Genomic DNA, 21,797 nt, shown 5'->3' on the forward strand with positions numbered 1-21,797 from the left:
TCCGTTCTGGCCCGCCTCCTGCAGGGATGCGCGGTTGAAGGGCGACGCTGTATCGCTTTGGAGCCTGACGGATGACCTTTTCGGTTCGACCCATCGACGCGAGCGACCACGGGGCCATCAACGCCCTGCATAGCTCCGTGGGCTGGCCCACCCGCTCGGAGGCAGGCTGGGACTGGCTGGCGAGCAATCCGGCGCGGCATGAAACGAAGGCACCCGCCGGCTGGCTGCTGGAGGCCGAGGACGGCGAGGCTTGCGGCTTCACCGGTAACTTCGTCCAGCGCTTCCACCACGGCGACCGGACCCTGTATGGCGCGACCGGCTTTTCGATCATCATCTCGCCCTGTGCCCGGGGTCGCAGTCTCAAGCTGCTGAACACCTTCACGCGACAGCCGGAGATGTTCGCCCACTACGTCTTCAACGCCAATCCGAGGTCCAGCCCTCTCTACAAGCGCCACGGCATGATCGCCTGGCCGCCCGAGACCCATGACGTGAAACTGTCCTGGCGGGTCGACGCCCTCGCCTGCGCCGGCGGCCGGTTGTGGAGGGAGATCGACCGCCGCGTTCCCCGCCTGACCGAGGCGCGGGCCGAGCGACTGCTGAATCCCCGATTGAACGGACCGGATGCCCTGCATCTGCCCGCCGGGGTGACGATGCTGACCGACCTGGCCGACCCGTCGCACTACGCGGATTTCTGGGAAGCGCTGAGGGGTGAGGACCGGCTGATCGCCGACCGCAGCCCGGCCATGCTGCGCTGGCGGCTGGCCGATCCCGACCTGACACTACGTCCGCTCGTACTGGCCTTCGGTCGCGGCGAGACGATCGGCGGGTATGCCATGGCGATGATGTCCAAGGGCAATCCGATCGAGCCGCCCATGCTGGAGATCGTCGATCTGATGGCGCTGGAAGACGAACCGCGCGCGATCCCGGCCCTGATCCAGGCCCTGCTGGCCAACGCCCACCGCCTCGGGGCGGCAAAACTCCGTATACAGACGATCAACCCTGAACTGCTCCGACGTATGGGCCCGCTGGCGGATACGGCCCGACGCGAAGGTGGCTGGGGTCATTGTCACGTGAGGTTCGACCCCGGGACACCGGCAATCGAGTCCTGGGCTCCGACACCGTTCGACGGCGACTACGGCATCTGTCTGAGGCCGGTGCCGGTGGCGGGGGATCAGCGTCGGGCGGCCTGACGTGGCACTAGGCAGTAGGCAGTAGGCAGTAGGTCAGCTGTCCTGGTGCTGTTCCAGGCGCACGATGAGGGCACGAAGCATGCGGCCGAGCTCATCCGTCTCAGAGAGGATTGGAGCGGTAGCATCTCCCGTGCATATCCAGACGCGAGTAGCGAGGATCAGATGCGTTTCGACTTCCTTCAGAGAGCCCTGCGCGATCCTTAGGAAGTGCAGATAGGAGCCCTTGCTGGAACGTCCGTAGCCTTCGGCGATGTTGGCAGCGATCGAGACCGACGCCCGTCTCGCTTGAGACGTCAGGCCGAATTGCTCGTCCTTTGGAAAATCGCGGGTCAGATCATAGACGAGGACCGCCAGGTCCATCGCGCGCTGCCAGACCTTGAGGTCTCGATAGCTGTTGACCGTTTCCAAGCTCCGCCCAACCTCGCTACTGCCTAATGCCTACTGCCTACTGCCTAATGCCTACTGCCCAACACCTACGTCCGCGCCTTCAGCTCGTCGCGGATCTCGGCGAGCAGGGCCTCCGTCGGTGTGGGCGCCGGCGGGGTCTCCGGCTCAGGTGCGGCGGCCTCGGCGCGGCGCATCCGGTTGATGCCCTTGACCATCAGGAAGACCACAAAGGCCACGATCACGAACTGGATGATGGTGTTGATGAAGGCGCCGTACTGGATGGCGACCTCCTCGATCGCCTCCGTGGTCGGGTTTTCGGGCGCCAGCACCCATTTCAATTCAGAGAAATCGACCCGGCCCAGCAGAAGACCGATCGGCGGCATCACCACCTGTTCGACCAGGCTCGTGACGATCTTGCCGAAGGACGCGCCGATGATGACGCCGACCGCCAGGTCGACGACGTTGCCGCGCGCGGCAAATTCCTTGAATTCGGTCAGCAGGCCCAAGGCGTGCCCTTTCTGTTTCCTAGCGTCAGGCACTCCGGCAGAACGGCCTACGCGTCCCCGGATGCATTGAGCCGCTCGCGCAGCTCCTTGCCGCTCTTGAAGAAGGGCACCGACTTGGCGGGCACGTCCACGGTCTCGCCGGTGCGCGGGTTGCGTCCGGCGCGGGCAGGCCGTGCTCGAACGGAGAAGGCCCCGAAGCCCCGAAGCTCGACGCGGCCGCCCTCAGCCATGGCTTCGGTCATGCGCCCGAGCACGACATTGACCACACGCTCGACCTCGGCATGCGTCAGATGCGTGTTCTCGCCCGCCAATTTCTCGATGAGCTCAGACTTGATCATGGCCAGGCCCCGGCCTTTCCTGCTCACCTGGAGCAAATAGGGGTGCAACTTCAATCGTCTTACGCCGGGCACCCTAGCCTTCGCGCGGCGAGCGAAAAAGGCCTGATCGTCAGTTTCCGTCAGGGAAGATCGTTAAATGTCGGCAACCGTACACAGATCAACAATCGACGACCGGCGTGCAATCAACCGGACACTGCATCTCCGGCCCGAAAGCGGACAATGAAAAGGGCGGCCGGATCACTCCGGCCGCCCCCTCACATTCTTGTCAGATCGGAAGGAGGACTACTCCTTGCCGGCTTTCTCACGCAGGGCCGCGCCGAGGATGTCGCCCAGCGAGGCGCCCGAGTCCGAGGACCCGAACTGATCGATGGCTTCCTTCTCGTCGGCCATTTCCAGAGCCTTGATCGAGACCGAGACGCGACGGGTGGCCTTGTCGATGCCCGTAATCTGGGCGTCGACGCGATCGCCGACAGCATAGCGCTCGGGGCGCTGCTCGTTGCGGTCGCGGCTGATGTCCGACTTGCGCACGAAGCTGGAGACCGGCGCGTCGTCTTCGCCGAACTTCACTTCGATACCGCCCGACTCGATGGACGTGACGGTCAGGGTGACGGTCTGGCCCTTCTTGTAGGTTTCGCCGTCGCCGACCGGATCGCCGCCCAGCTGCTTGATGCCGAGCGAGACGCGCTCCTTCTCGACGTCGACGTCGAGGACCTTGGCCTTGACCATCTCGCCCTTGCGGTAGCGCTGGATGGCTTCTTCACCCGAGACCGACCAGTCGAGGTCGGACAGGTGCACCATGCCGTCGATGTCGTTGTCCAGGCCGATGAACAGGCCGAACTCGGTGGCGTTCTTGACTTCGCCCTCGACGGTCGAGCCGATCGGGTTGGCGGCGACGAACGCATCCCAGGGATTGTCCTGGGCCTGCTTCAGGCCCAGCGAGATGCGGCGCTTGGAGGCGTCGACATCCAGAACCACGACGTCGACTTCCTGCGAGGTCGAGACGATCTTGCCGGGGTGGACGTTCTTCTTGGTCCAGGACATTTCCGAGACGTGCACCAGGCCTTCAACGCCGGCTTCCAGCTCAACAAACGCGCCGTAGTCGGTGATGTTGGTGATGCGGCCCGTGTATTTGGCGCCCGGCGGGTATTTGGCTTCGACGCCGTCCCACGGATCGGACTGCAGCTGCTTCATGCCCAGCGAGATGCGCTGGGTGTCCGGGTTGATCTTGACGATCTGGACCTGGACGGTGTCGCCGACGGCGAGCACCTGCGACGGGTGGGAGACGCGCTTCCACGACATGTCGGTGACGTGCAGCAGTCCGTCGATGCCGCCCAGGTCCACGAACGCGCCGTAGTCGGTGATGTTCTTGACGACGCCGTCGCGGACTTCACCCTCTTGCAGCTGGCCGACCAGCTCCGTGCGCTGTTCGGCGCGGGCTTCTTCCAGGATCGCACGACGCGAGACGACGATGTTGCCGCGCGGGCGGTCCATCTTGAGGATCTGGAACGGCTGTTCCTTGCCCATCAGCGGGCCGACGTCGCGCACCGGGCGGATGTCGACCTGCGAGCCCGGCAGGAAGGCCGAGGCGCCGCCCAGGTCGACGGTGAAGCCGCCCTTGACGCGACCGACGATGGCACCGTTGACCGGGTGACCTTCGGCGAAGACGACTTCCAGACGGGTCCAGGCTTCTTCGCGGCGAGCCTTGTCGCGGCTGATGACGGCCTCGCCCAGGGCGTTCTCGACGCGCTCCAGGTAGACTTCGACGTCATCACCGACCTTCGGGATGACGGCGCCTTCGCCCTGACCGAACTCGCGGGCGGGGATGCGGCCTTCGGTCTTCAGACCGACGTCGATGATGATGATGTCTTTTTCGATGCCGACGACGCGGCCGTGAACGACCTGGCCTTCGCCGAGATCGCGGCCTTGCAGCTGCTCGTCGAGCAGGGCGGAGAAGTCGTCGCGCGTGGGGTTGAGAGTATCAGACATGAAGCTCTGGTGTTTCCGATAGGGCTGTGGCGCGTGACCTGACGGCCCCGCGCGAGGTGAAGGAGAAGTTGGAAAGTCAAACGTTTCGAGGCGAGGCGATCTTGAGCCAGAGCGCCCGCGGAAGCCGAGGTTGGAGCGTTGGATTTGCGGAACGGGCCTTAGAGACCGTGTTTCGCGCGCGCCGCCTCGACGATACGGCGGGCCGCATCGAAGGCGGTCTCTATATCCATATCGGTCGTGTCCAGCAAGACGGCGTCGTCCGCCTGGACCATGGGGGCTGAGCCGCGGCCTGCGTCGCGCTCGTCCCGGCGCTGGATGTCGGCCAGCATGGCCTCGTAGGTGATGGGATCGCCGCGCCCGGTCAGCTGCAGCCAGCGGCGCCGCGCGCGGGTCTCGGGCGTCGCGGTGACGAACAGCTTGGCCTGGGCGTCCGGGGCGATGACGGTGCCGATATCGCGGCCGTCCAGCACCGCCCCGCCCGCCTGGCGCGCGAAGGCCTGTTGCAGATCCAGCAAGGCGGCGCGAACACCCGGGAAGCCCGCGACGCGGCTGGCCGCCTCGCCGGCGTCGCCACTGGTCAGGGCCGCGTCATCGGACAGGCGTCCGGCATCGAGGGCGCGGGCCGCCGCTTCCGCCGCCTTCGCATCGCCCAGGTCGCCGCCGCCGGTGATCACGTCGAGACCCACGGCGCGATACAGCAGACCCGTGTCGAGGAAGGGCAGGCCGTACCGGACGGCCAGGCGCGAGGCGATTGTGCCCTTGCCCGAGGCGGCGGGCCCATCGACGGCGATGACGAACGGTTGGGTCATGAACGACCGCTATCACGCCGCGCGGCAACGACAAGGTCCCAGGCCGTCGACGCCAGACCGGCCAGTGCGGCCAGAAAAAGAACACCGATGACAGCGAGGGCACCGTAGAACTGATCGGGGTCAGTCAACCGATCGGCCGAAAATGTTCCCCGTGCCGACCGCGGTCCGGCTCTGATGCTGATCTCGCCTGCGGCTTGCACAGCCAGGAACCACCAGCCGAGCAGGAAGGTGAGGACGGCTGCCAGGACCAGACGCACCGGATCGCCTTCTTCGCCACGGGCGACAGGAACTCCATTGTGCAGTTTCAACGGATGTCTCCGTCCAGCCCCTGCATCATTTGGACGAAGCCCGGAAAACTCGTGGCGATCATGTCAGGCTCGTCGACGGTGACCGGGTTCGCGGCGGCGAGGCCGAGGACCAGGTGGCTCATGGCGATGCGGTGGTCGTGGGCGGTCTGGACGGTGGCGCCGCCGGGAACCCTGCCTCCGGTGACCATGAATCCGTCGGGCTCCTCCTCCACGGCGACGCCGCAAGCGCGCAGGCCGTCGACCATCAGGCGGATGCGGTCGCTCTCCTTGACCCGCATTTCGCCGACGCCGCGCATGACGGTCCGACCCTCGGCGAAGGCCGCCGTGGCGGCGAGGATCGGATATTCGTCGATCATCGAGGCGGCGCGACTCTCCGGCACGACGACGCCCTTGAGGGCCGAATGCCGAGCCGTGATGTCGCCGACATCCTCTCCGCCCGAGACGCGGCGGTTGGTGATGGTCAGGTCGGCGCCCATCTCGATCCAGGTCTCGAACAGGCCGGTGCGCAGCGGATTGAGCATCACGCCTTCGACGGTGACCTCCGAGCCCGGGACGATCAGCCCGGCCGCCAGCGGGAAGGCCGCCGACGACGGATCCCCCGGCACGGACACGGAGGTCCCGGTCAGGGGCTGACCGCCCTTAAGGCGAATGATCCAGCCCTCGCCCTGCTCCTCGACATCCACGGTCGCGCCGAAGGCCCGCAGCATCCGCTCGGTGTGGTCGCGGCTCTTCTCCGGTTCGGTGACGGAGGTGACGCCCCGGGCGTTCAGCCCGGCCAGCAGGATGGCCGACTTCACCTGGGCCGAGACGACGGTCTGGACGTGGTCGATGGCGTTCAACCCGCCGCCGGTCAGGGTCGCGGGCAGGAGGCCCGGCTCTCCGCTCCAGTCGAAGGTCGCGCCCATCCGGGTCAGGTGATCGGTGACCCGGCCCATCGGGCGGGACCGCAAGGAGGCGTCGCCGTCGAAGGTCGCCGGGATCGGATAGCCGGCCGCCGCGCCCATCAGCAGGCGCACGCCGGTGCCGGCGTTGCCGCAGTCGATGACGAGGGACGGGGTCTGGAACCCGCCGCGCCCGGTGACCCGCCAGCGGCCGCCGCCGAGTGTCTCGACCGTCGCGCCGAAGGCCGCTGCCGCCCGAGCCGTGGCCAGGACGTCGTCGCCCTCCAGCAGCCCCTCGATCTCGGTCACGCCTGAGGCCATGGCGGCCAGGATCATGGAGCGATGGGAGATGGATTTGTCGCCCGGCGCCCGAACAGTCCCGCGCAAGGGGCGGCCGGGGCGCGCGGTCAGGTGGGAGGCGGTGGAGGCCACGGAGGCTCCATGGAATGCAGTGGGGGAGGGTGCGGGCGAAGGCCAAGCCGAACACGGCTTTTGACAGCGCCCCCCCATAGTGGCAAGGGACGCGGCCGAAATCCCCTCCTCCATCCAAAGGTCTCCATCACCCGTGGCCGATCCCAAACTTGGCGCCAAGCAGGTCTGCCCGAACTGCCAGGCCAAATTCTACGACCTGGGCCGTCGCCCCGCTCACTGCCCGAAATGTGAGCACGAGTTCGATCCTGAAGAAGCCATCAAGCTCCGCAGTCGCCGGGGCCGTCCGGGCGGCTATGCCGCCGACGACGCCGAAGATCAGGTCGTCGAGAAGAAGGCGACCGACGACGAGGACGAAGAAGAAGAAGTCGTAACGCCCGAAATCGATCAGGAAGGCCACGAGCCGATCCTGACGCCGGACGACGAGGACGACACCGTGACCGATCCGTCCGAAGAGGCCGGCATGGGCACGACCGACGGCGACGACGATGTCCTGGCCGACGACGACGATGACGACTCCGTCCCCTTCATCGAGGACGAGGACGACGACGCCTTCAACGAAGACATCGCCAAAGGCGCGAAGGACGACGACTGATCGCCCTTAATCGATTGATTTCCGGACCGGTTTTGACCGGTCCGGCATCGACGGGAAGAATGCGAAAATAAATGGCGGAACCGGGTTGATCTCAAAATCGACCCGACATAGGTTCCGCCGCCTCGCCGGGCCCCACACCAGACCCGGCGGACCAGACCGAAGGACCCAAGGTCCAGAGGTTCGGGGCTTTAGCTCAGCTGGTAGAGCGCTTGCATGGCATGCAAGAGGTCAGCGGTTCGACTCCGCTAAGCTCCACCAAATTCCTGGGGGCCGACAGTTCGCTGTCGGCCCCCTTTGGTTTCCGGCGTCAGGCCCGCGCGTCGGGCCGGTCGAAGCGGTTCAAGATATGGATCGCGGTGGCGGTCGCGAGGACCAGCAACATTCCCCAGCCGGTGACGTTGAGGAACAGGCCGTTCACCGACCTCGGCAGGGATACGTCCAGCAAGTCTGAGAGATGAAGCAGGACGGCGAAGCCCTGAAGGCCCGTCAACAGGATCACCCACCGGTCGGGCCAGCGGAAACACATCACGCCATAGACCAGCAGCACAAGGAAGGACTTGGCGTCCATCAGGAGAAGACGGTCGCCGGGCGACGCGGCACCGGCCAGAAGGATGATGCCGAAGTTTTCAACAGCTTGCAGCAGGCCGACCAGACGCAGGCGCGTGGAACCGAAAGCCACCGCCGCGCCGAGAACGACGACTGCGGCCGCCATCCCGAGGATTACGTGCAGATTGCTGAAGGCGCCCGTCACTGGCGTCATGACCCCTATCGCGAGACAGACATCATGACGCCCTTGTGCGCCGGGCGGTAGCGCGGATCACGCCCGCAGGGGAACCACCGTCTCGGAGCGACCCGCGCGCGGAGCGGGATAGCGCTCCTCGGGAACCTCGTCCTCCTTCGGATTGGTCGTGCCTTCCATGAGGATGCCCAGGCGGCGCTGGATGGCGGACAGCGACTTGTGCGCGCCGATGATCGAGCCGCGCGCCGTCGTCATGTCGCCCAGGGCCGAGCAGACCGAGACGATGACCGGCTGGGCCCAGGAGGCGTGCAGACCGGCTTCGCTCTGCAATTTGGGCAGTTCCGTCACCAGAAGCGCGGCCCTGGCCATGGCGACGTCCATGGCCTGTTCGGCGTCGTTGATCAGTTGCGCGACCCGTCGGGCCGCATCATTGCGATTGGACATGAGGGTTCCTCGGCCGCGAAGAGCGGCATTGCAGGGATTTCGATGGGCGAGAGGGCGGGCGGCGCTACTGAAGCGAAAGCACGAGCCGCTGGAGCATGATGGCTCCGTAGAGGGCCGCCGGCGCCACTATCGCGAGGCCGACCGCGATCCCCGCGGCGATCCCCAGGCGGGTCACGCCGGGGTGAAGGTCTAGGCGTCCAGAATCTGCGACGGACCGACGTCCGCCAGACAGTTGGCCGATCTCAGGATCTCGAACATGACCAGTTGTCCGGTCAGGTATTTCGCCTGCTCCTGAAGGGCGGAGGCCAGATAGGGGATCATCCGCCGGTGCTTTTCGCCGACCGAGACCTGGCCAAGCGCCAGTTGCAGATCCCGATAGGTCATCGCCGGAAGCAGGGCGTCCAGGTCGTAGCCCTGTTGGGGTATGGGTTGGGTTGAAGTGGTTTGCATCGGGATCCCCGTTGTCGAGGTCCCGATAAGGCTGCTCATTCTCCCGCCCGGCTAGCGGGGCTGATGCCCATAGGGGATAATCCCCTATGTCCAGGCGAACGCCCGCGCCGATCAATTTGCGGACGGCGTCGTTGCGATTGTCGGCGCCCAGCTTCTTGCAGGCCCTGGCGATCTGGGCGTCCACGGTCTTGGGTGCCGTACCCAGCCGTCGCGCGATCGCCTTGCTCTGATAGTGGGCGGCGACATAGGCCATGACCTCCCGCTCACGCTCGGACAGGCGCGCCACCCTCGACTGCGTTTCTTCCTCGGACTGCGACATGGAGGCCCGTTACCTGCGGCTGAGAAGAGGACGTCAAGACCGGTGCCTTGATCCCGTCCACGAAGCAGTAGCCCCGATTTATGTCTGATCCCAATCCTGTTGATGTCGCAGTCGGCCCTGGCCTCACGACGTTGCGCCGCATGAAGGGCCTGTTCCAGTCCGATCTGGCGGAACGGTTGGGCCTGACCTTTCAGCGGGCCCAGCCCTACGAGCGCGGCACCAACCGCATCTCGGCCTCCAAACGATTGAAGGTAGGGGAGGTTCTGCAGGTGCCGGTCGGGGACTTGTTCGAAAGCGATCAGCAGCGCCGCAGGGTCCTGTCCCTTGTCCACTTTATGGGACCCGGCAAGGGTCTGGCATCACCTTTGTCGTCCGGACGTTGGCGCCTAGAGCTGAGATCGGCCCGCGCGATCCGGAGACCGGTCATACGCTCACGTCTGAGCCGCTCAATCTCGGCGACGCGCGTCCGCGATGTCCGGTGCGGGCAATGGCTTGTTGCCGAGCTGCGATCCACATGGCCCTCGCCCTGACGACGGCGCTTCAACCATTTGCGCGCCGTGCGAACCGACACGTCCGCCGCCCAGGCCGCTGCGTCCGCTCGCCACCCCGTCTCGATCCGTTCCGCCAGCAAGGCTCGACCCGACGGCGTCAGCCGGGCATTCTTGTGCATGTTCGTCCGAGAGGCTCCGCTGAGGGGTGGCTGGTTCGCAACCCCAGCTTCTCAGAACCCCTCGAGTGAAAAACCTTCGTAGCTTCGACAGCTAGGCCAGGCCGATGTCCGACAAGCCAACCAACCCCTCGACACGCCCCGTTTCCATCAGCTGATCGAAGCCGGCGGCGATGTGGTAGAACGAGCTGGCGGGTGCCGGCTCGTCGAGGAAGCCGCCCTGAGGCAGATGTTTGTCCCGCCACAGGCCGTCGGGCGTCAGATAGAGCCAGAGCGCACGTAGCGCCGCGGCGGCATCGTCCAGCAGCCTCTGCCGTTCGCCGTCGTTCGCGCTCTCGACCAGGATCAGCGACGCCTTCAGCCATTCGGTCTGAGGCCACAGCCTGGCCCGGCCGCTTCGGACCGTGCCGTCGTCGTTCATCGCATCGATCGCGACGGCCGGGCGCTCGGCCACGCCTTTCCGGCCGTGGGCATAGAGACGCCGGGACGCCGCGAGCAGATCGGGGCGGTCCCGCGAGCGCGCGACCTTGGCCAGCAGCCATGCCCATTCGAACTGGTGGCCCGGTTCGAGCAGCCGTCCGTCATCACCCGGCGCCGGGGCCCAGTCGGGGCCGAAGAACTCCCGCAGGAACCCGCTTTTGGCGTCGATGAACCGCGTCATGGCCAGATCGACGATCCGGTCGGCCAGCGCCGTCCAGCCCGCGTCGCCGCCGACAGCCTCCCAGCCGAGGCAGGCCTCCAGAAGATGCATGTGGGCATTGGCCTGATAGGGCTGGTCGCCCGCCTCGATCAACCCACCGGTCGAGGGCCCAGCCGCCAGGACTGCGTCGCGGAGCTTCACTGCCCGGGCCTCCAGGGTCGGGTCGTCGATTCCGGCCCGTTTCGCCGTCGCCAGGGCGAACAGAACGAAGGCCTGGTCGTAGAGGTAGGGGGTCTCGTCCAGCGGTTGGCCATCGGGGGACAGGAGAGCCCTGCACAGGCCGTCAGGCCGCAAGTACTCAGCATAGAGCCGGTCAAGCCCTCGCTCGACGATACCGCGCCACGGCCCCTTCCAGCCGTTCATCCCGGCGCTGGCGTAGACGAAGATCTGGCGCGCCTGCACTCGCGCCCGGCGCGGCAGATTCGGCGCTCTCCCATCGAGCGACAGGACCTCGACGAAGGCGCCGGCTTCCGACTGGCCAAGGGTCGACCAGGTCGGCAGGGCTCTCAGCCGCATCCAGTCGGAGACGCGGGCGGCCCCGGAAACCAGGTCTTCCGGCAACGGCCTGGCGAAGTCGAGATGGCGCGGCGAAGTCGCCCGGATGCGATCAACCACCTTCTTGACGCCTTGAGAGTGCGCCAGATCGCAAACGAGGACGGCGTCCTCCTCAACGACGATAGCGAGGTTTCTGACGCCCAGAGCCGCCACCAGGACCCCATCGGGCGCCCGGACGAGACAGCCTTCGGATCCCTCGAAGATATGCTGACCGGTATCCCCCTCGCCGCTGGCGGCGATCGCATCCCACGATCCCAGGTCGGACCACAGAAAATCGACCTCCAGCACCGAGGCGCGGGTGGTCTTCTCCATTACGGCGTAGTCGATGGAAATCTTGGGAGAGCCGCTGAATGCCACGCCAAGCGTCTGAATATCGCCAGCCTCCTCCGTCTCCAGTGAAGATAGCACGGCTTCCAGAACGGCTGGTGCGTGAGTGGCCAGTTCGTCGATGAGCGATTGCGCTGACACGATGAAGTTGCCGCTGTTCCACAGGTAGCCGGCGTCGACGTAGGTCTGGGCCAGGTTGCGATCCGGCTTCTCGACAAAGGCTTGCACCTCTGTCAGGCCGCGACCTGACGGCTTGATGTAGCCATAGGCCTGAGAGGGTCCCGACGGCGTCACACCGAGGGTGACAATGCGACCCTGGGCCGCGCTTTCCGCGGCTTCGATGATTGCCGCACGGAAAGCCCGATGATCGGGAATGTGATGGTCCGAGGCGACGAAGGCGAGGCGGGCCTCCGGATCTCTTCTGGCCGCCCAGACAGCGGCCGCTGCCATGGCGGCCGCAGAATCACGGGCTTCCGGCTCCAGCAAGATCTGGGCGTCGATCTCAAGCTCGGCAAGTTGCTCGATGATCCACACACGATGGTCGAGGCCACCGACTACGATCAGCCGCCCGTCGTCGCCGGCCAACGACGCGACGCGAGCGGCCGTCTCCTGAAGCAGGGAACGATTGCCCGCCAGCGGGATGAACTGCTTCGGACGAGAGGGGCGCGATGCCGGCCATAACCGCGTGCCGGTTCCGCCACACATGATCACCGGATATAGCGCCATCTGGCGACCGCCTGAACTGCAACTATCTGGATGCTACCGAGAGATAACAGCGCGCCCGGAAGTCGGCGGAGCTCTGGAACCTTAGTGGCTGCCCCGATGGGTCGCAACCGCGTCGTTCGCTCAGCCGGATGATCGGCCTGCACCCGCCGAGGCGAGCGCTCTTGCTCCCGCTGCCGCGCCTGCCCATATCGGGTCACGGTTGACGCCCCGCCGGTCCCGGGGGGCTTGAAGCCGCAGTCGCTTGTCGAGGACTGAACCATGACGACCCGAACCGTGCTGTTCGACAGCCCCTTCCTGCTGGGCTTCGACCAGACCCGCGCCCTGATCGACCGCGCCGCCAAGGCCGCGGCCGAGAGCTACCCGCCCTATAATGTGGAGCAGCTGGGTGATCACGCCGTGCGCATCTCGCTGGCTGTGGCCGGCTTCGCGCCCGACGACCTGGCCATCACGATCGAGGGCCGTCAGCTGACCATCGCCGGCAAGCGCGAAGGCGCCTCGCCGGATCAGGCCTTCCTGCATCGCGGCATCGCGGCGCGCGGCTTCGTGCGCAGCTTCGTCCTCGCCGACGGTCTGGAGGTCGAGGGTGCCCGGCTGGAGCACGGCCTGCTGCACGTCGATCTGCTCCGGCCGGAGAATGTCGAGCCGGTCCGTCGTATCCCGATCAGCGTCGGCTGATCACCCGGACATCCTCGCCGCGACGGGGCTGCGAACCCGCGGCGCGTCCGGGCGTTGTCTTATTGAAAAGGAAGCGGTCTCTATGACGCCGATGATGACCAACAAGGATTTCGCAGGCCTGGGCGCGCCCGACCTCGTTTACGTGCGCGAGATCACCGCCGCCGACGTGATGGCTGACGTCCCGCTGGAAGACGCCAAAGGTTTGGTGATCGACCCCGACCGGACCCTTTACGCCGTCCACAGCGCGAACGGGGAGCGTCTGGCTGTGATGATGGATCGCGAAACGGCCTTCGCCGCCGCCGTGGCGCACGAACTGGCACCGGTTTCGGTGCACTAGCCGGGTCGCGGGTATCGAGTAGCGAGTTTCGCGTTCAACGTTGAGCGCCGGGGCTCCAGGCGACGGTGGGCCGGCGAACCCCTCGCCCGTCGTCACTCGCTGCCCGCCACCCTCCTCAGGCCGCCGTGGCCGGCGCGTTGGCGTCGCGCACGAAGAGGGCGTGGATCGCATCCTCAGTCCGGGCCTGGCGCAGTTGTTCGCGCAGTTCCGACGAGCGGAGCGCCCTGGAGACCGCCGCCAGCGCCCTCAGATGCTCGGCGCCGTCGCGCGGCGGCGCGAACAGGGCGAACATCAGATCGACCGGGCGGTCGTCCACGGAATCGTAGGCGACCGGCGTGTCGAGCCGAACGAACACCGCCTTGACGCTGTCCAGACCGGTCAGACGCGCGTGAGGAACGGCCACGCCCGAACCGAGACCGGTCGAGCCCAGCGCCTCGCGCTCCATCAAGGCGTCAAAGACGCGAATCTCGTCCTGGCCCAGTGACTGGGCCGCTGCAGCGGCCAGCACATGCAAGGCCTGCCGCTTCGATGACGCGCCGCTCCTCAGGACGATACCGTCCCGAACCAGCAGTTCCCCAATGTCCATGATCGTCCCGACTCATACTCGAGGTTGTGGGCTGCCCCCTTGAGGGGCGCGCGCCGTCTAGACGGTTCGCGCGCCCCTGGGAAGTCTTATGCGCCAGAACCCTTTACAGAACCGTGTCCGTTCAACGACGCGGTGCGTTCCGGGTCTATCCACCCGACATTGCCGTCGGGGCGGCGATAGACGACCGAAAGGCCGCCATGCGCGGCATTCCTGAACAGCACCACCGGATAGCCGGTCATGTCGAGTTCCAGCACCGCGCGTCCGACCGTTATGGTGCGGATCTCCGAAATGCTTTCGGCGATGACCATGCCGACCGGCGGGGGGCCGTCGGTTTCGCCGGCGGTGTCGAACAGGGAATCCTCGACCTCATCGTCGGGATTGCGCAGCACAATGCTGCGAGCCACGGAAGCGGCGGCCAATTCGGTCTTCTCGGGCGACAGGCCCTTGGGTCCGATGTGGTGATCCTTAAGGCGGCGCTTGTATCGCCGGACCCTCTTCTCAAGCTTCTCAAGACTGTCTGTGAAGGCGGCATGGGCGTCGCCGCCGAGGCCCGTGGTCACGAGCGATTGCCCGGACGCGAGGCGGACCCAACAGTCCACCTTGAAGCCGTAGCCGTCCTTGGACACCACGACCTCGGCGTCCTGGCCGCCGCGTTCGAAATATTTTCCGACTCCGTCTTCGAGTTCCTGGGAGATGCGCGAGCCTAACGCTTCGCCGACATCCACTTGCTTGCCGCTGACCTGGACTTGCATAGGGATAGAACGCGACCGACCGCGAAAGGTGTCAATCAGGAACACCGTTTTCACAGTCACGCTTTGTTGTTCGGTTAACCCGTTTTCAGCATGCGCCGGCGCTCGACCGACGACGGAATTCTCAGCGCTTCCCGATACTTGGCTACCGTTCTGCGGGCGATATCGATGCCGGCTTCCTTAAGGATCTCGACGATCCGGTCGTCGGACAAAACGTCGCCGTCGCGACCTTCGTGGTCGATCATCGACTTGATCCGGTGACGGACGGCCTCGGCGGAGTGACTCGCGCCGCCGTCGGTCGCCTGGATCGCGGCGGTGAAGAAGAACTTCAGTTCAAATACACCGCGCGGGGTCGAGACATATTTGTTCGACGTGACCCGGCTGACCGTCGATTCGTGCATGCCGATGGCGTCGGCTACGGTCTTGAGATTCAGCGGCCGCAGGAACTCCACGCCGAAGGCCAGAAAGGCGTCCTGCTGGCGCACGATTTCGGACCCGACCTTCAGGATGGTTTTGGCGCGCTGGTCCAGCGACTTGACCAGCCAGTTGGCCTGGGCCGCGCAGTCGGCGACGAAGGCCTTTTCCGTCTCGGTCCGCGCCCCGGCCGAAACCGAGGCGTGATAACGTTTGTCGACCAGCAGACGCGGCAGGGTGTCGGAGTTCAGCTCTACCCGCCAGCCCCCGGCCGGATCGGGCCGGACATGGACGTCGGGGATCACCGTCTGGGCGACCTCGCCGGCGAAGCCCGCGCCCGGCCGGGGCGTCAGGGCCTTCAGCTCGGAGATCATTTCCGACAGGTCCTCGGCATCGACGCCGCAGGCGTTGCGCAACGCCGACAGGTCTCGCCGGGCCAGAAGATCCAGATTATCGAGGAGGGCACCCATGGCCGGATCGAACCGGTTTCGCTCCACCAGCTGCAGCTTCAGGCATTCCGGCACCGAACGCGCCATGACGCCCGTCGGCTCGAACCCGTGACAGACCGCCAGCACCGCCTCGACCCGCGCCAGGCCGCAGCCCAGCCGGTCGGCGATCTCCGCCAGTTCTGCGCGGAGGTATCCGCCGTCATCGACACCATCAATGAGAGAGAGCGCAATCGCGTGGTCCGTGGCCGAGAACCCGGCGGATGACGCCTGGGCCTGAAGGTGCTCCCACAGGGTCAGATCGTGCCGCTCGGGGCGTTCGCCGCCGTCGCCGTCGTTGAACGACCCGCCCTTGCCCGCTGCGGACCAGTCCGACAGCCCGGGCTGCTCGGCCGCCTCATCGGACAGCCGGTCAGAGGTGCGCTCGCCGGGCGTGGCGTCGCCATAGACATCGTCCTCGCGCGCATCGACGGTGGAGGACCGGTCCGACGCCTCGGTGTCGGAAAAGCTCAGTTCGGTGGCATCGGCGGGTGCCTCGCGCGCGACCTCTGAGCCGGCCTCCGCTTCCTCGCGCTGGAGCAACGGATTCTTTTCGAGCTCAGCCTCGACGTATTCGTCGAGCTCCTGGTTGGACAGTTGCAGCAGCTTGATCGCCTGCTGCAGCTGGGGCGTGATGACCAGCCCCTGCCCCTGCCGAACCTCAAGCCTCTGACCGATCACCCGGATATCCCCGCGAGGGCCGTCTTGGCCCGGAACTTGCTGTCAGGATGAAGGTCAGCAGTTAACGTGAGGCGAACGGCGGCGGGTTCAGAGCCTGATCCGTTGAGGAGGAATCGCTCCGCGATTCCGCCGATGCGGTGAATCAGGCTCCAGATATGAGCGAGAGCATGATTCACGCCTTCGCCAGAACCGCGTAGCGGTTCTGTCTCAAGCGATCATGCTCTAGAGCTCAGCCCGACGCACACAGTGCGTTGTGCCTCCCGCCCAGGACAGGTCCATTCTCGCCACCAGTCGCGTGCCGGGGGCCTGGCCCAGCGAGACGGAGCCCAGCACCTCCTCCTGGCCCGCACGGAGCGAGAAATCACCGCCCTGGGACACGCTGGAGCCACCGCCGCCCCCGGACGTCTCCACGTTGAGCCGATAGGATCCCGAAAGGTCGGCCGCAGAACGGGCGATGGGTCGCAAGCGTGTGCCCTGGGGCGTCGAGACGACTTCGATGTCGCAACGGAGCTGAGTTGAAGGAACCTCCGGGGTTGGAAGCGCCAGGGCGCTTCCGCCGAGACCGAGGGTGACCGCCGCGATCGCGACGACAGAATTGCGGGCGTTCATGTTCATCTCCATCTGGAATGAGGGCGATCGGGACGGCGGCCCGCACGCCGCCGTCCCGGTGCCGGATCAGTAGCCGCCCTGGATGGTCAGGGTGACGTTGCCGTCGCCGACCTGACGGGTGCGGGTGGTCTGGCCGCGGCCCACCTGGATGATGCCCGAGATGTTGTTGGAGCCGGCCTGCTCGGCCACGGCCGAATGGCCCGAACCGATCTGGGCGATGCCCGAGATATTGTTGTTGCCGTCCTGATAAGTCCGGGCCGAGAGGTTGTCGCCGGACTGGCCGGTCACGGAATAGTTGTTGCGGCCGTTCTGCTGGCTGCTGACGCCGTTGCGGGACCCGTACTGGGTGCTCTGGACGAAGTTGCGGAAGCCCCGCTGACGGCTCTGGGCGGCGTTCGACGACCCGAACTGTTCCGAGACCACACGGTTCCAGCGCCCGTTCTGGGCGGCGGAGGAGGAATTGGCGGCGCCATACTGGTCGATGACGATGGCGTTCTGGGCGCTGGCCTGGGTCGCGCCCAGGGTCAGCAGCAGGGTGGCGGCGGTGGCCGCAAGGATCGTGCGTTTCATGGTGTGACTTCCTCGCTGTTTCCGCGACAGGCCGGATGCCGGCGCGGATCGCAGCCAAGGTTAATCACCCGCGAACTGAGGCCAGGCTGAAGTCGGTATTCACACCCGGTTCACCGGTCCGGAAGGCGTCAGCCGTAAAGATCGCCCAGATAGACGCGGCGCACCTCGGGGTCGTGAATGACCTCGTCGGCGGTGCCTTCGAACAGGACCGAGCCGTTCGAGATGATCGAGGCGCGATCGATGATGTCGAGCGTCTCGCGCACATTGTGGTCGGTGATCAGGACGCCGATCCCCTCGCCCGCCAGATAGCGGATGACCTGGCGGATGTCGGCAATGGCCAGGGGGTCGATGCCGGCGAAGGGTTCGTCCAGCAGCATGAAGCTGGGCTTTCCGGCGAGGGAGCGCGCGATCTCGACCCGACGCCGCTCGCCGCCCGAAAGGCTCTGCGCCGGGGCGTGGCGCAGGTGGTCGATATGCAATTCCTCGAGCAGTCGTGTCGTCTCGGTCTCGATCGCCTTGCCGGTTTCGTTCAGCTCGACCACCGCCATGACGTTCTGCTCGACCGTCATGCCGCGGAAGATCGAGGCCTCCTGCGCCAGATAGCCCAGACCCATGCGGGCGCGCTGGTACATCGGCTGGGCCGTGATGTCTTCGCCGTCCAGCCAGATCGAGCCGCTGTCGGCCGGGATCAGGCCGGTGATCATGTAGAAGCAGGTGGTCTTGCCGGCGCCGTTCGGACCCAGCAGGCCCGCGACCTCGCCGCGCTGGACCGTCAGGGAGACGTCGGAGACGACCTGACGCGCGCCGAAGGCCCGGGCGATGTTGCGCACCCGCAGGCCCTTCTCGGGCACGGGTTCGGGCGCGGCGGCCGGGGCCCCGCGGTCTTCCAGATTAAGGGCTGAGAGTTCCTTGCGGGCCATAGAGGGCTAGTTGGCGCCCTGCGGATAAAAGACACCGCGGACCCGGCCGCCGTTTGCCGCGGGTCCGCCCTGGATCCGCGCCTGGCCGGTGTCGACATTGTAGGTCAGGCTGCCACCCGTCAGGACGTTCTGGCCCTGGGTCAGGATCACGTCGCCGGTCACCACAACGGTGGCGTTCGAGACAGTGTAGATCGCCCGGTCGCCCCGGATCGTCTCATTGGGGGTAACGTAATAGACCTCCCCCGAGGCCTCGATGCGGGTCAGGGCACCCGAGGCGTCGCGCACGCCCTCGATGGCGTTGGCGCGCAGACGGGTGTCGCCCTGGGTGATCTCTGCCCGGCCGCTCAGGGAGACGGCGGTATTGGTCAGTTCGCCCGTGTCGGCGCCGTAGCCGATCGGCTGGTTGCTGACGCTTGAGCGCGTCTGTGCGACGGCCATGCCGCCCAGGCCCAGGGCCAGGACGCTTGCGCCGGTCAGGATGAGGTGGCTGGTCTTCATGTCATTCACCGGAAGCGGGGTTGATGGTCCCCTGCACCTTGTTGTCGCCAGAGCCCCTGAACACGACCCGTCTGCCCTGTTCATGGATGGCATAGGACGTTGCCGAGATGGTTCCAAGGGGGCCGCGTCCCTCGACGCCCTTGTCGCCGGTCACGACACCGGTCGCAGTGTCGACCACGGCCTCGGGCGTCGTCAGGGTGAAGCCCGATCCGCCGTCGGAAATCCGCACGTTCGGACCGATGGTCACCGAGCGTTCGGCCTCGTTGTAGATGCCTGCGTCGGCGGTTATCTCGGTCACCTTGGTGCCGCCGAGATTAAGCCTCAGCACGGGGCCGTTGAGCCGGAAACGCCCGGTCGCCGGATCGCGCAACGCGCCCTGGGCACCGATGATGAAGGCGCGGCCCTCGGCGTCCTGACCGTGGAACATGGGGTTGTCGAGCCGGATTTCCCTGGCCGCGCTGGCGTCGCGCTCCACGCCGGACATGACGGTGCGGAACACGGTCCAGCTCAGGGCCCCGCCGGCCAGCACCACGATCAGGATCGGCAGAAGGCGGCGATAAAGCTGAACCCGGCGGGAGCGCGAGCGCCAGCGGCCGGCCTGCTGGGCCAGCCGCGCCTCGTCGGCGCGCTTCCTGTCATCGGCCGGGTCGAAGGTCATGTGTGCGCGAAGATATCCATCTCGTCCCAGCCGCGCAGATCAAGGCGGGCGCGGACGGGCAGGAAGTCGAAACAGGCCTGGGCCAGTTCCATCCGGCCTTCGCGGACCAGCATCTCGTTCAGCCGTCGCATGATGACATGCAGGTGCAGAACGTCGCTGGCGGCATACTCAAGCTGGGCCTGCGACAGCTCCGGCGCGCCCCAGTCCGACGACTGCTGTGCCTTGGACAGGTCGATCCCCGCCAGCTCGCGCGCCACGTCCTTCAGCCCGTGCCGGTCGGTATAGGTCCGTGCCAGTTTGGAGCCGATCTTGGTGCAATAGACCGGCCCGGTCTCGACGCCGAGATGCAGTTCCACCATCGCGATGTCGAACCGGCCGAAATGGAAGATCTTCAATACGTCCGTATCAGCCATCAGACGCTTCAGGTTCGGACAGTCGTAGCCCGGGCGGTTCAGGCGGACGACATGGGCGTCGCCGTCGCCGGCCGACAGCTGGACCACGCACAGCGGATCGCGCCGGAAGCGCAGCCCCATGGTCTCGGAATCCACCGCCACCTCGGACCCGAGATCCAGCCCGTCGGGCAGATCGCCCTCATGCAGATAAACAGTCATGCCGTCTCCTAGACCAGCAGGGGGCGGGATGCGAGGCCCGCGCCTTCCGGATGCGGGGCCGTGTGATAGTGCCAGTGCTGGTGAGCAAGAGGATCACGCCCACCCTGGGCCCCGTGCGCTCACCACCCACCCCTGGCTCTCCAGCACTATCACTGGCACCTTTCGCCGCCCGGCACGATTTGGATGATAGTGACAGTGCTGGCGAGCAAGACGATCACACCAGCCCAAGCGCACCGCACGCCCCCGCACCCACCCCTGGCTCACCAGCACTATCACTGGCACCTTTCGCCGCTTGGCACAGAGCCGGAAACGAAAACGGCGCCGCACCTTGCGATGCGACGCCGTTCGAAACTGGTGCCCAGGAGAGGACTCGAACCTCCACGACATTTCTATCACTGGCACCTGAAGCCAGCGCGTCTACCAATTCCGCCACCTGGGCCCCGGAGAACCACGTCGAAACGCGTTCCTGCCCGGAAGGCGCGGACCCTTAAGGCAGTGTACGGAGCGGGTCAACACGGTTTTCGGCGGTTTCCTCCGGCTTCCGGCCAAGCCCCGCGTTGCGGGCGTCGGGTCCATCGTCTATCCCCCGCCTGTCAGGCCCGCGCGGCCTTTCCAGACGCCCCTTCGAGGAACGCCCGATGTCCGAATCCACCCCCGGCCTGGTCACCGTCTTCGGCGGCTCCGGCTTTGTCGGAACCCAGGCCGTGCGCGCCCTGACCCGCCAGGGCTGGCGCGTCCGCGTCGCGGTGCGGAAGCCGGCGCTGGCGCAGGACCTGCGCATCCTCGGCGACGTCGGCCAGATCCAGCCCGTCCGCTGCGACATCACCAGCCCCGCCGACGTCGCCGCCGCCCTGAAGGGCGCAGACGCCGCCGTGAACCTGGTCGGCCTGTTGTTCGAAACCCCCGGCCGCGGCTTCGAGAAATCCCACGTCGAGGGCAGCCGCAACATCGCCGAGGCCTGCGTGGCCGCCCACGTCGGCCGCCTCGTGCAGATGTCGGCCATCGGCGCCGACGCCCGGTCCGAAGCCGACTACGGCCGCACCAAGGGCGAGGCCGAGGCCGCCGTCCGCGCGGTCAGGCCCGACTCTGTCATCCTGCGTCCCTCGATCGTGTTCGGAAACGGCGACGGCTTCCTCAACCGCTTCGCGTCGATGGCCACGATGTCACCCGCCCTGCCCCTGATCGGCGGCGGCGAGACGAAGTTCCAGCCGGTCTGGGTCGGCGACGTGGCCGAGGCCATCGCCCGCTCCGTCGTCCGCACCGACGCCGCCGGCCGCACCTTCGAGCTGGGCGGCCCCGCGGTCTGGTCGTTCAAACAGATCCTCGAATACATCCTGCGCGAGACCGGCCGCCGCCGCCTGCTGGCGCCCCTGCCCTTCTTCGCCGCCGAGATGATCGGGTCGCTGGCCCAGATGACCGCCGTCCTCGGCATCCCGCCGGTGCTGACGCGCGATCAGGTCCTGATGCTGAAGACCGACAATGTCGTGGCCCCGGGTGCCGAGGGCCTGTCCGCCATGGGCATCGAAGCGACGGGCCTTGAGGCCATCGCCCCCGCCTATCTCTGGCGCTACCGCCGCGGCGGTCAGTTCGCGGTGAACCCGGGCGCGGCGCAGGCGGAAGCGGCCGTCTAGCATCGCTCTCCCGTTGG

The 21,797-nt window shown here is 66.6% G+C and carries 26 protein-coding genes, 2 tRNA genes and 1 pseudogene; 6 read left to right on the plus strand and 23 right to left on the minus strand.

Going from position 1 to position 21,797, the window contains the following annotated elements; genetic code table 11:
• The first annotated feature begins 71 nt into the window (after nucleotides 1–71).
• On the plus strand, nucleotides 72–1,190 hold the full coding sequence (locus tag ACW18A_RS13025; RefSeq protein WP_492022143.1) for a GNAT family protein: 1,119 nt from the start codon (nucleotides 72–74) through the stop codon (nucleotides 1,188–1,190).
• Nucleotides 1,191–1,223: 33 nt separating this feature from the next.
• Here the strand turns inward: ACW18A_RS13025 and ACW18A_RS13030 are convergent, their stop codons facing one another.
• The 7 genes from ACW18A_RS13030 to aroA all read right to left on the minus strand — a co-directional run bounded on the left by ACW18A_RS13030 (nucleotide 1,224) and on the right by aroA (nucleotide 6,837).
• A complete protein-coding gene (locus ACW18A_RS13030) occupies nucleotides 1,224–1,598 on the minus strand; it encodes a four helix bundle protein (RefSeq protein WP_492022144.1) in 375 nt (124 codons plus the stop codon).
• A 65-nt stretch (nucleotides 1,599–1,663) separates the two neighbouring features.
• On the minus strand, nucleotides 1,664–2,083 hold the full coding sequence (gene mscL / locus ACW18A_RS13035) for a large-conductance mechanosensitive channel protein MscL (RefSeq protein WP_492022145.1): 420 nt from the start codon (nucleotides 2,081–2,083) through the stop codon (nucleotides 1,664–1,666).
• 47 nt (nucleotides 2,084–2,130) lie between these two features.
• A complete protein-coding gene (locus ACW18A_RS13040) occupies nucleotides 2,131–2,421 on the minus strand; it encodes an integration host factor subunit beta (protein ID WP_492022146.1) in 291 nt (96 codons plus the stop codon).
• A gap of 282 nt (nucleotides 2,422–2,703) precedes the next feature.
• Complete coding sequence (rpsA, locus tag ACW18A_RS13045; RefSeq protein ID WP_492022147.1) at nucleotides 2,704–4,407, minus strand: 30S ribosomal protein S1; 1,704 nt, start codon at nucleotides 4,405–4,407, stop codon at nucleotides 2,704–2,706.
• Between the two features lie 158 nt (nucleotides 4,408–4,565).
• Nucleotides 4,566–5,216, minus strand: coding sequence for a (d)CMP kinase (gene cmk / locus ACW18A_RS13050; protein ID WP_492022148.1), 651 nt, complete (start codon nucleotides 5,214–5,216; stop codon nucleotides 4,566–4,568).
• On the minus strand, nucleotides 5,213–5,524 hold the full coding sequence (locus ACW18A_RS13055; protein WP_492022149.1) for a hypothetical protein: 312 nt from the start codon (nucleotides 5,522–5,524) through the stop codon (nucleotides 5,213–5,215). Before ACW18A_RS13055 ends, cmk begins: the two co-directional genes overlap by 4 nt.
• On the minus strand, nucleotides 5,521–6,837 hold the full coding sequence (gene aroA, locus ACW18A_RS13060) for a 3-phosphoshikimate 1-carboxyvinyltransferase (protein WP_492022150.1): 1,317 nt from the start codon (nucleotides 6,835–6,837) through the stop codon (nucleotides 5,521–5,523). The genes ACW18A_RS13055 and aroA overlap by 4 nt, the downstream gene beginning before the upstream one ends.
• Before the next feature lie 133 nt (nucleotides 6,838–6,970).
• On the opposite strand from aroA, the gene ACW18A_RS13065 reads away from it, so the two are divergent.
• Together ACW18A_RS13065 and ACW18A_RS13070 are read left to right on the plus strand one after the other, a co-directional pair.
• Nucleotides 6,971–7,429, plus strand: a complete 459-nt coding sequence (locus ACW18A_RS13065; RefSeq protein ID WP_492022151.1) for a TIGR02300 family protein — start codon at nucleotides 6,971–6,973, stop codon at nucleotides 7,427–7,429.
• 182 nt (nucleotides 7,430–7,611) lie between these two features.
• A tRNA-Ala gene (locus ACW18A_RS13070) sits at nucleotides 7,612–7,687 on the plus strand.
• A 49-nt stretch (nucleotides 7,688–7,736) separates the two neighbouring features.
• Here ACW18A_RS13070 and ACW18A_RS13075 read toward each other — a convergent pair.
• From ACW18A_RS13075 to ACW18A_RS13100, 6 genes and pseudogenes are all read right to left on the minus strand, one after another.
• On the minus strand, nucleotides 7,737–8,189 hold the full coding sequence (locus ACW18A_RS13075) for a hypothetical protein (RefSeq protein ID WP_492022152.1): 453 nt from the start codon (nucleotides 8,187–8,189) through the stop codon (nucleotides 7,737–7,739).
• A gap of 57 nt (nucleotides 8,190–8,246) precedes the next feature.
• On the minus strand, nucleotides 8,247–8,612 hold the full coding sequence (locus ACW18A_RS13080) for a hypothetical protein (protein ID WP_492022153.1): 366 nt from the start codon (nucleotides 8,610–8,612) through the stop codon (nucleotides 8,247–8,249).
• Between the two features lie 189 nt (nucleotides 8,613–8,801).
• On the minus strand, nucleotides 8,802–9,062 hold the full coding sequence (locus ACW18A_RS13085) for a hypothetical protein (protein ID WP_492024419.1): 261 nt from the start codon (nucleotides 9,060–9,062) through the stop codon (nucleotides 8,802–8,804).
• A 130-nt stretch (nucleotides 9,063–9,192) separates the two neighbouring features.
• Nucleotides 9,193–9,381, minus strand: a pseudogene (locus ACW18A_RS13090) (LuxR C-terminal-related transcriptional regulator); the annotation flags it as partial.
• Between the two features lie 298 nt (nucleotides 9,382–9,679).
• Nucleotides 9,680–10,051 carry a leucine zipper domain-containing protein gene (locus ACW18A_RS13095; RefSeq protein WP_492022154.1) on the minus strand — a complete coding sequence of 124 codons (372 nt, stop codon included), beginning with the start codon at nucleotides 10,049–10,051 and terminating at the stop codon, nucleotides 9,680–9,682.
• A gap of 91 nt (nucleotides 10,052–10,142) precedes the next feature.
• The gene (locus ACW18A_RS13100; RefSeq protein WP_492022155.1) at nucleotides 10,143–12,356 is read right to left on the minus strand and encodes an AGE family epimerase/isomerase; all 2,214 of its coding nucleotides are present in this window, start codon (nucleotides 12,354–12,356) and stop codon (nucleotides 10,143–10,145) included.
• A 258-nt stretch (nucleotides 12,357–12,614) separates the two neighbouring features.
• Here ACW18A_RS13100 and ACW18A_RS13105 point away from each other — a divergent pair, with 258 nt between their 5' ends.
• On the plus strand, nucleotides 12,615–13,031 hold the full coding sequence (locus tag ACW18A_RS13105; RefSeq protein ID WP_492022156.1) for an Hsp20 family protein: 417 nt from the start codon (nucleotides 12,615–12,617) through the stop codon (nucleotides 13,029–13,031).
• Between the two features lie 82 nt (nucleotides 13,032–13,113).
• Nucleotides 13,114–13,368 (plus strand): DUF1150 family protein, encoded by a 255-nt coding sequence (locus ACW18A_RS13110; protein WP_492022157.1) that lies wholly within the window; start codon nucleotides 13,114–13,116, stop codon nucleotides 13,366–13,368.
• Nucleotides 13,369–13,483: 115 nt separating this feature from the next.
• Here ACW18A_RS13110 and ptsN read toward each other — a convergent pair whose 3' ends face one another.
• The 10 genes from ptsN to ACW18A_RS13160 all read right to left on the minus strand — a co-directional run bounded on the left by ptsN (nucleotide 13,484) and on the right by ACW18A_RS13160 (nucleotide 20,588).
• Entirely contained in the window at nucleotides 13,484–13,954 is a 471-nt protein-coding gene (gene ptsN / locus ACW18A_RS13115; RefSeq protein ID WP_492022158.1) for a PTS IIA-like nitrogen regulatory protein PtsN, read from the minus strand.
• An 86-nt stretch (nucleotides 13,955–14,040) separates the two neighbouring features.
• Complete coding sequence (hpf, locus tag ACW18A_RS13120; RefSeq protein WP_492024393.1) at nucleotides 14,041–14,706, minus strand: ribosome hibernation-promoting factor, HPF/YfiA family; 666 nt, start codon at nucleotides 14,704–14,706, stop codon at nucleotides 14,041–14,043.
• Between the two features lie 74 nt (nucleotides 14,707–14,780).
• Nucleotides 14,781–16,283, minus strand: coding sequence for an RNA polymerase factor sigma-54 (gene rpoN / locus ACW18A_RS13125; protein WP_492022159.1), 1,503 nt, complete (start codon nucleotides 16,281–16,283; stop codon nucleotides 14,781–14,783).
• A gap of 222 nt (nucleotides 16,284–16,505) precedes the next feature.
• Entirely contained in the window at nucleotides 16,506–16,892 is a 387-nt protein-coding gene (gene csgH, locus ACW18A_RS13130) for a curli-like amyloid fiber formation chaperone CsgH (protein WP_492022160.1), read from the minus strand.
• Nucleotides 16,893–16,958: 66 nt separating this feature from the next.
• The gene (locus ACW18A_RS13135; RefSeq protein ID WP_492022161.1) at nucleotides 16,959–17,462 is read right to left on the minus strand and encodes a hypothetical protein; all 504 of its coding nucleotides are present in this window, start codon (nucleotides 17,460–17,462) and stop codon (nucleotides 16,959–16,961) included.
• Between the two features lie 128 nt (nucleotides 17,463–17,590).
• Nucleotides 17,591–18,382, minus strand: coding sequence for an LPS export ABC transporter ATP-binding protein (gene lptB / locus ACW18A_RS13140; protein ID WP_492022162.1), 792 nt, complete (start codon nucleotides 18,380–18,382; stop codon nucleotides 17,591–17,593).
• A 6-nt stretch (nucleotides 18,383–18,388) separates the two neighbouring features.
• Nucleotides 18,389–18,880, minus strand: coding sequence for an LptA/OstA family protein (locus tag ACW18A_RS13145; RefSeq protein WP_492022163.1), 492 nt, complete (start codon nucleotides 18,878–18,880; stop codon nucleotides 18,389–18,391).
• A gap of 1 nt (nucleotide 18,881) precedes the next feature.
• The gene (gene lptC / locus ACW18A_RS13150; protein ID WP_492022164.1) at nucleotides 18,882–19,538 is read right to left on the minus strand and encodes an LPS export ABC transporter periplasmic protein LptC; all 657 of its coding nucleotides are present in this window, start codon (nucleotides 19,536–19,538) and stop codon (nucleotides 18,882–18,884) included.
• Entirely contained in the window at nucleotides 19,535–20,149 is a 615-nt protein-coding gene (locus ACW18A_RS13155) for a ribonuclease D (RefSeq protein WP_492022165.1), read from the minus strand. Before ACW18A_RS13155 ends, lptC begins: the two co-directional genes overlap by 4 nt.
• Nucleotides 20,150–20,501: 352 nt before the next feature.
• Nucleotides 20,502–20,588: transfer RNA gene (locus tag ACW18A_RS13160), tRNA-Leu, on the minus strand.
• Nucleotides 20,589–20,787: 199 nt separating this feature from the next.
• On the opposite strand from ACW18A_RS13160, the gene ACW18A_RS13165 reads away from it, so the two are divergent.
• On the plus strand, nucleotides 20,788–21,780 hold the full coding sequence (locus ACW18A_RS13165) for a complex I NDUFA9 subunit family protein (RefSeq protein ID WP_492022166.1): 993 nt from the start codon (nucleotides 20,788–20,790) through the stop codon (nucleotides 21,778–21,780).
• Nucleotides 21,781–21,797 lie beyond the last annotated feature (17 nt).

The sequence above is a fragment of the Brevundimonas sp. AVps5 genome (assembly GCF_058681515.1).

Coding starts and splice junctions, on each gene's coding strand:
- ACW18A_RS13100 (WP_492022155.1), bottom strand. CDS start 12,356: ATGGCGCTATATCCGGTGATCATGTGTGGCGGAACCGGCACGCGGTTA.
- ACW18A_RS13110 (WP_492022157.1), top strand. CDS start 13,114: ATGACGCCGATGATGACCAACAAGGATTTCGCAGGCCTGGGCGCGCCC.
- ptsN (WP_492022158.1), bottom strand. CDS start 13,954: ATGGACATTGGGGAACTGCTGGTTCGGGACGGTATCGTCCTGAGGAGC.
- ACW18A_RS13075 (WP_492022152.1), bottom strand. CDS start 8,189: ATGACGCCAGTGACGGGCGCCTTCAGCAATCTGCACGTAATCCTCGGG.
- ACW18A_RS13165 (WP_492022166.1), top strand. CDS start 20,788: ATGTCCGAATCCACCCCCGGCCTGGTCACCGTCTTCGGCGGCTCCGGC.
- hpf (WP_492024393.1), bottom strand. CDS start 14,706: ATGCAAGTCCAGGTCAGCGGCAAGCAAGTGGATGTCGGCGAAGCGTTA.
- csgH (WP_492022160.1), bottom strand. CDS start 16,892: ATGAACGCCCGCAATTCTGTCGTCGCGATCGCGGCGGTCACCCTCGGT.
- ACW18A_RS13095 (WP_492022154.1), bottom strand. CDS start 10,051: ATGCACAAGAATGCCCGGCTGACGCCGTCGGGTCGAGCCTTGCTGGCG.
- ACW18A_RS13025 (WP_492022143.1), top strand. CDS start 72: ATGACCTTTTCGGTTCGACCCATCGACGCGAGCGACCACGGGGCCATC.
- ACW18A_RS13085 (WP_492024419.1), bottom strand. CDS start 9,062: ATGCAAACCACTTCAACCCAACCCATACCCCAACAGGGCTACGACCTG.
- ACW18A_RS13105 (WP_492022156.1), top strand. CDS start 12,615: ATGACGACCCGAACCGTGCTGTTCGACAGCCCCTTCCTGCTGGGCTTC.
- rpsA (WP_492022147.1), bottom strand. CDS start 4,407: ATGTCTGATACTCTCAACCCCACGCGCGACGACTTCTCCGCCCTGCTC.
- lptB (WP_492022162.1), bottom strand. CDS start 18,382: ATGGCCCGCAAGGAACTCTCAGCCCTTAATCTGGAAGACCGCGGGGCC.
- ACW18A_RS13040 (WP_492022146.1), bottom strand. CDS start 2,421: ATGATCAAGTCTGAGCTCATCGAGAAATTGGCGGGCGAGAACACGCAT.
- ACW18A_RS13135 (WP_492022161.1), bottom strand. CDS start 17,462: ATGAAACGCACGATCCTTGCGGCCACCGCCGCCACCCTGCTGCTGACC.
- ACW18A_RS13080 (WP_492022153.1), bottom strand. CDS start 8,612: ATGTCCAATCGCAATGATGCGGCCCGACGGGTCGCGCAACTGATCAAC.
- ACW18A_RS13155 (WP_492022165.1), bottom strand. CDS start 20,149: ATGACTGTTTATCTGCATGAGGGCGATCTGCCCGACGGGCTGGATCTC.
- cmk (WP_492022148.1), bottom strand. CDS start 5,216: ATGACCCAACCGTTCGTCATCGCCGTCGATGGGCCCGCCGCCTCGGGC.
- lptC (WP_492022164.1), bottom strand. CDS start 19,538: ATGACCTTCGACCCGGCCGATGACAGGAAGCGCGCCGACGAGGCGCGG.
- ACW18A_RS13145 (WP_492022163.1), bottom strand. CDS start 18,880: ATGAAGACCAGCCACCTCATCCTGACCGGCGCAAGCGTCCTGGCCCTG.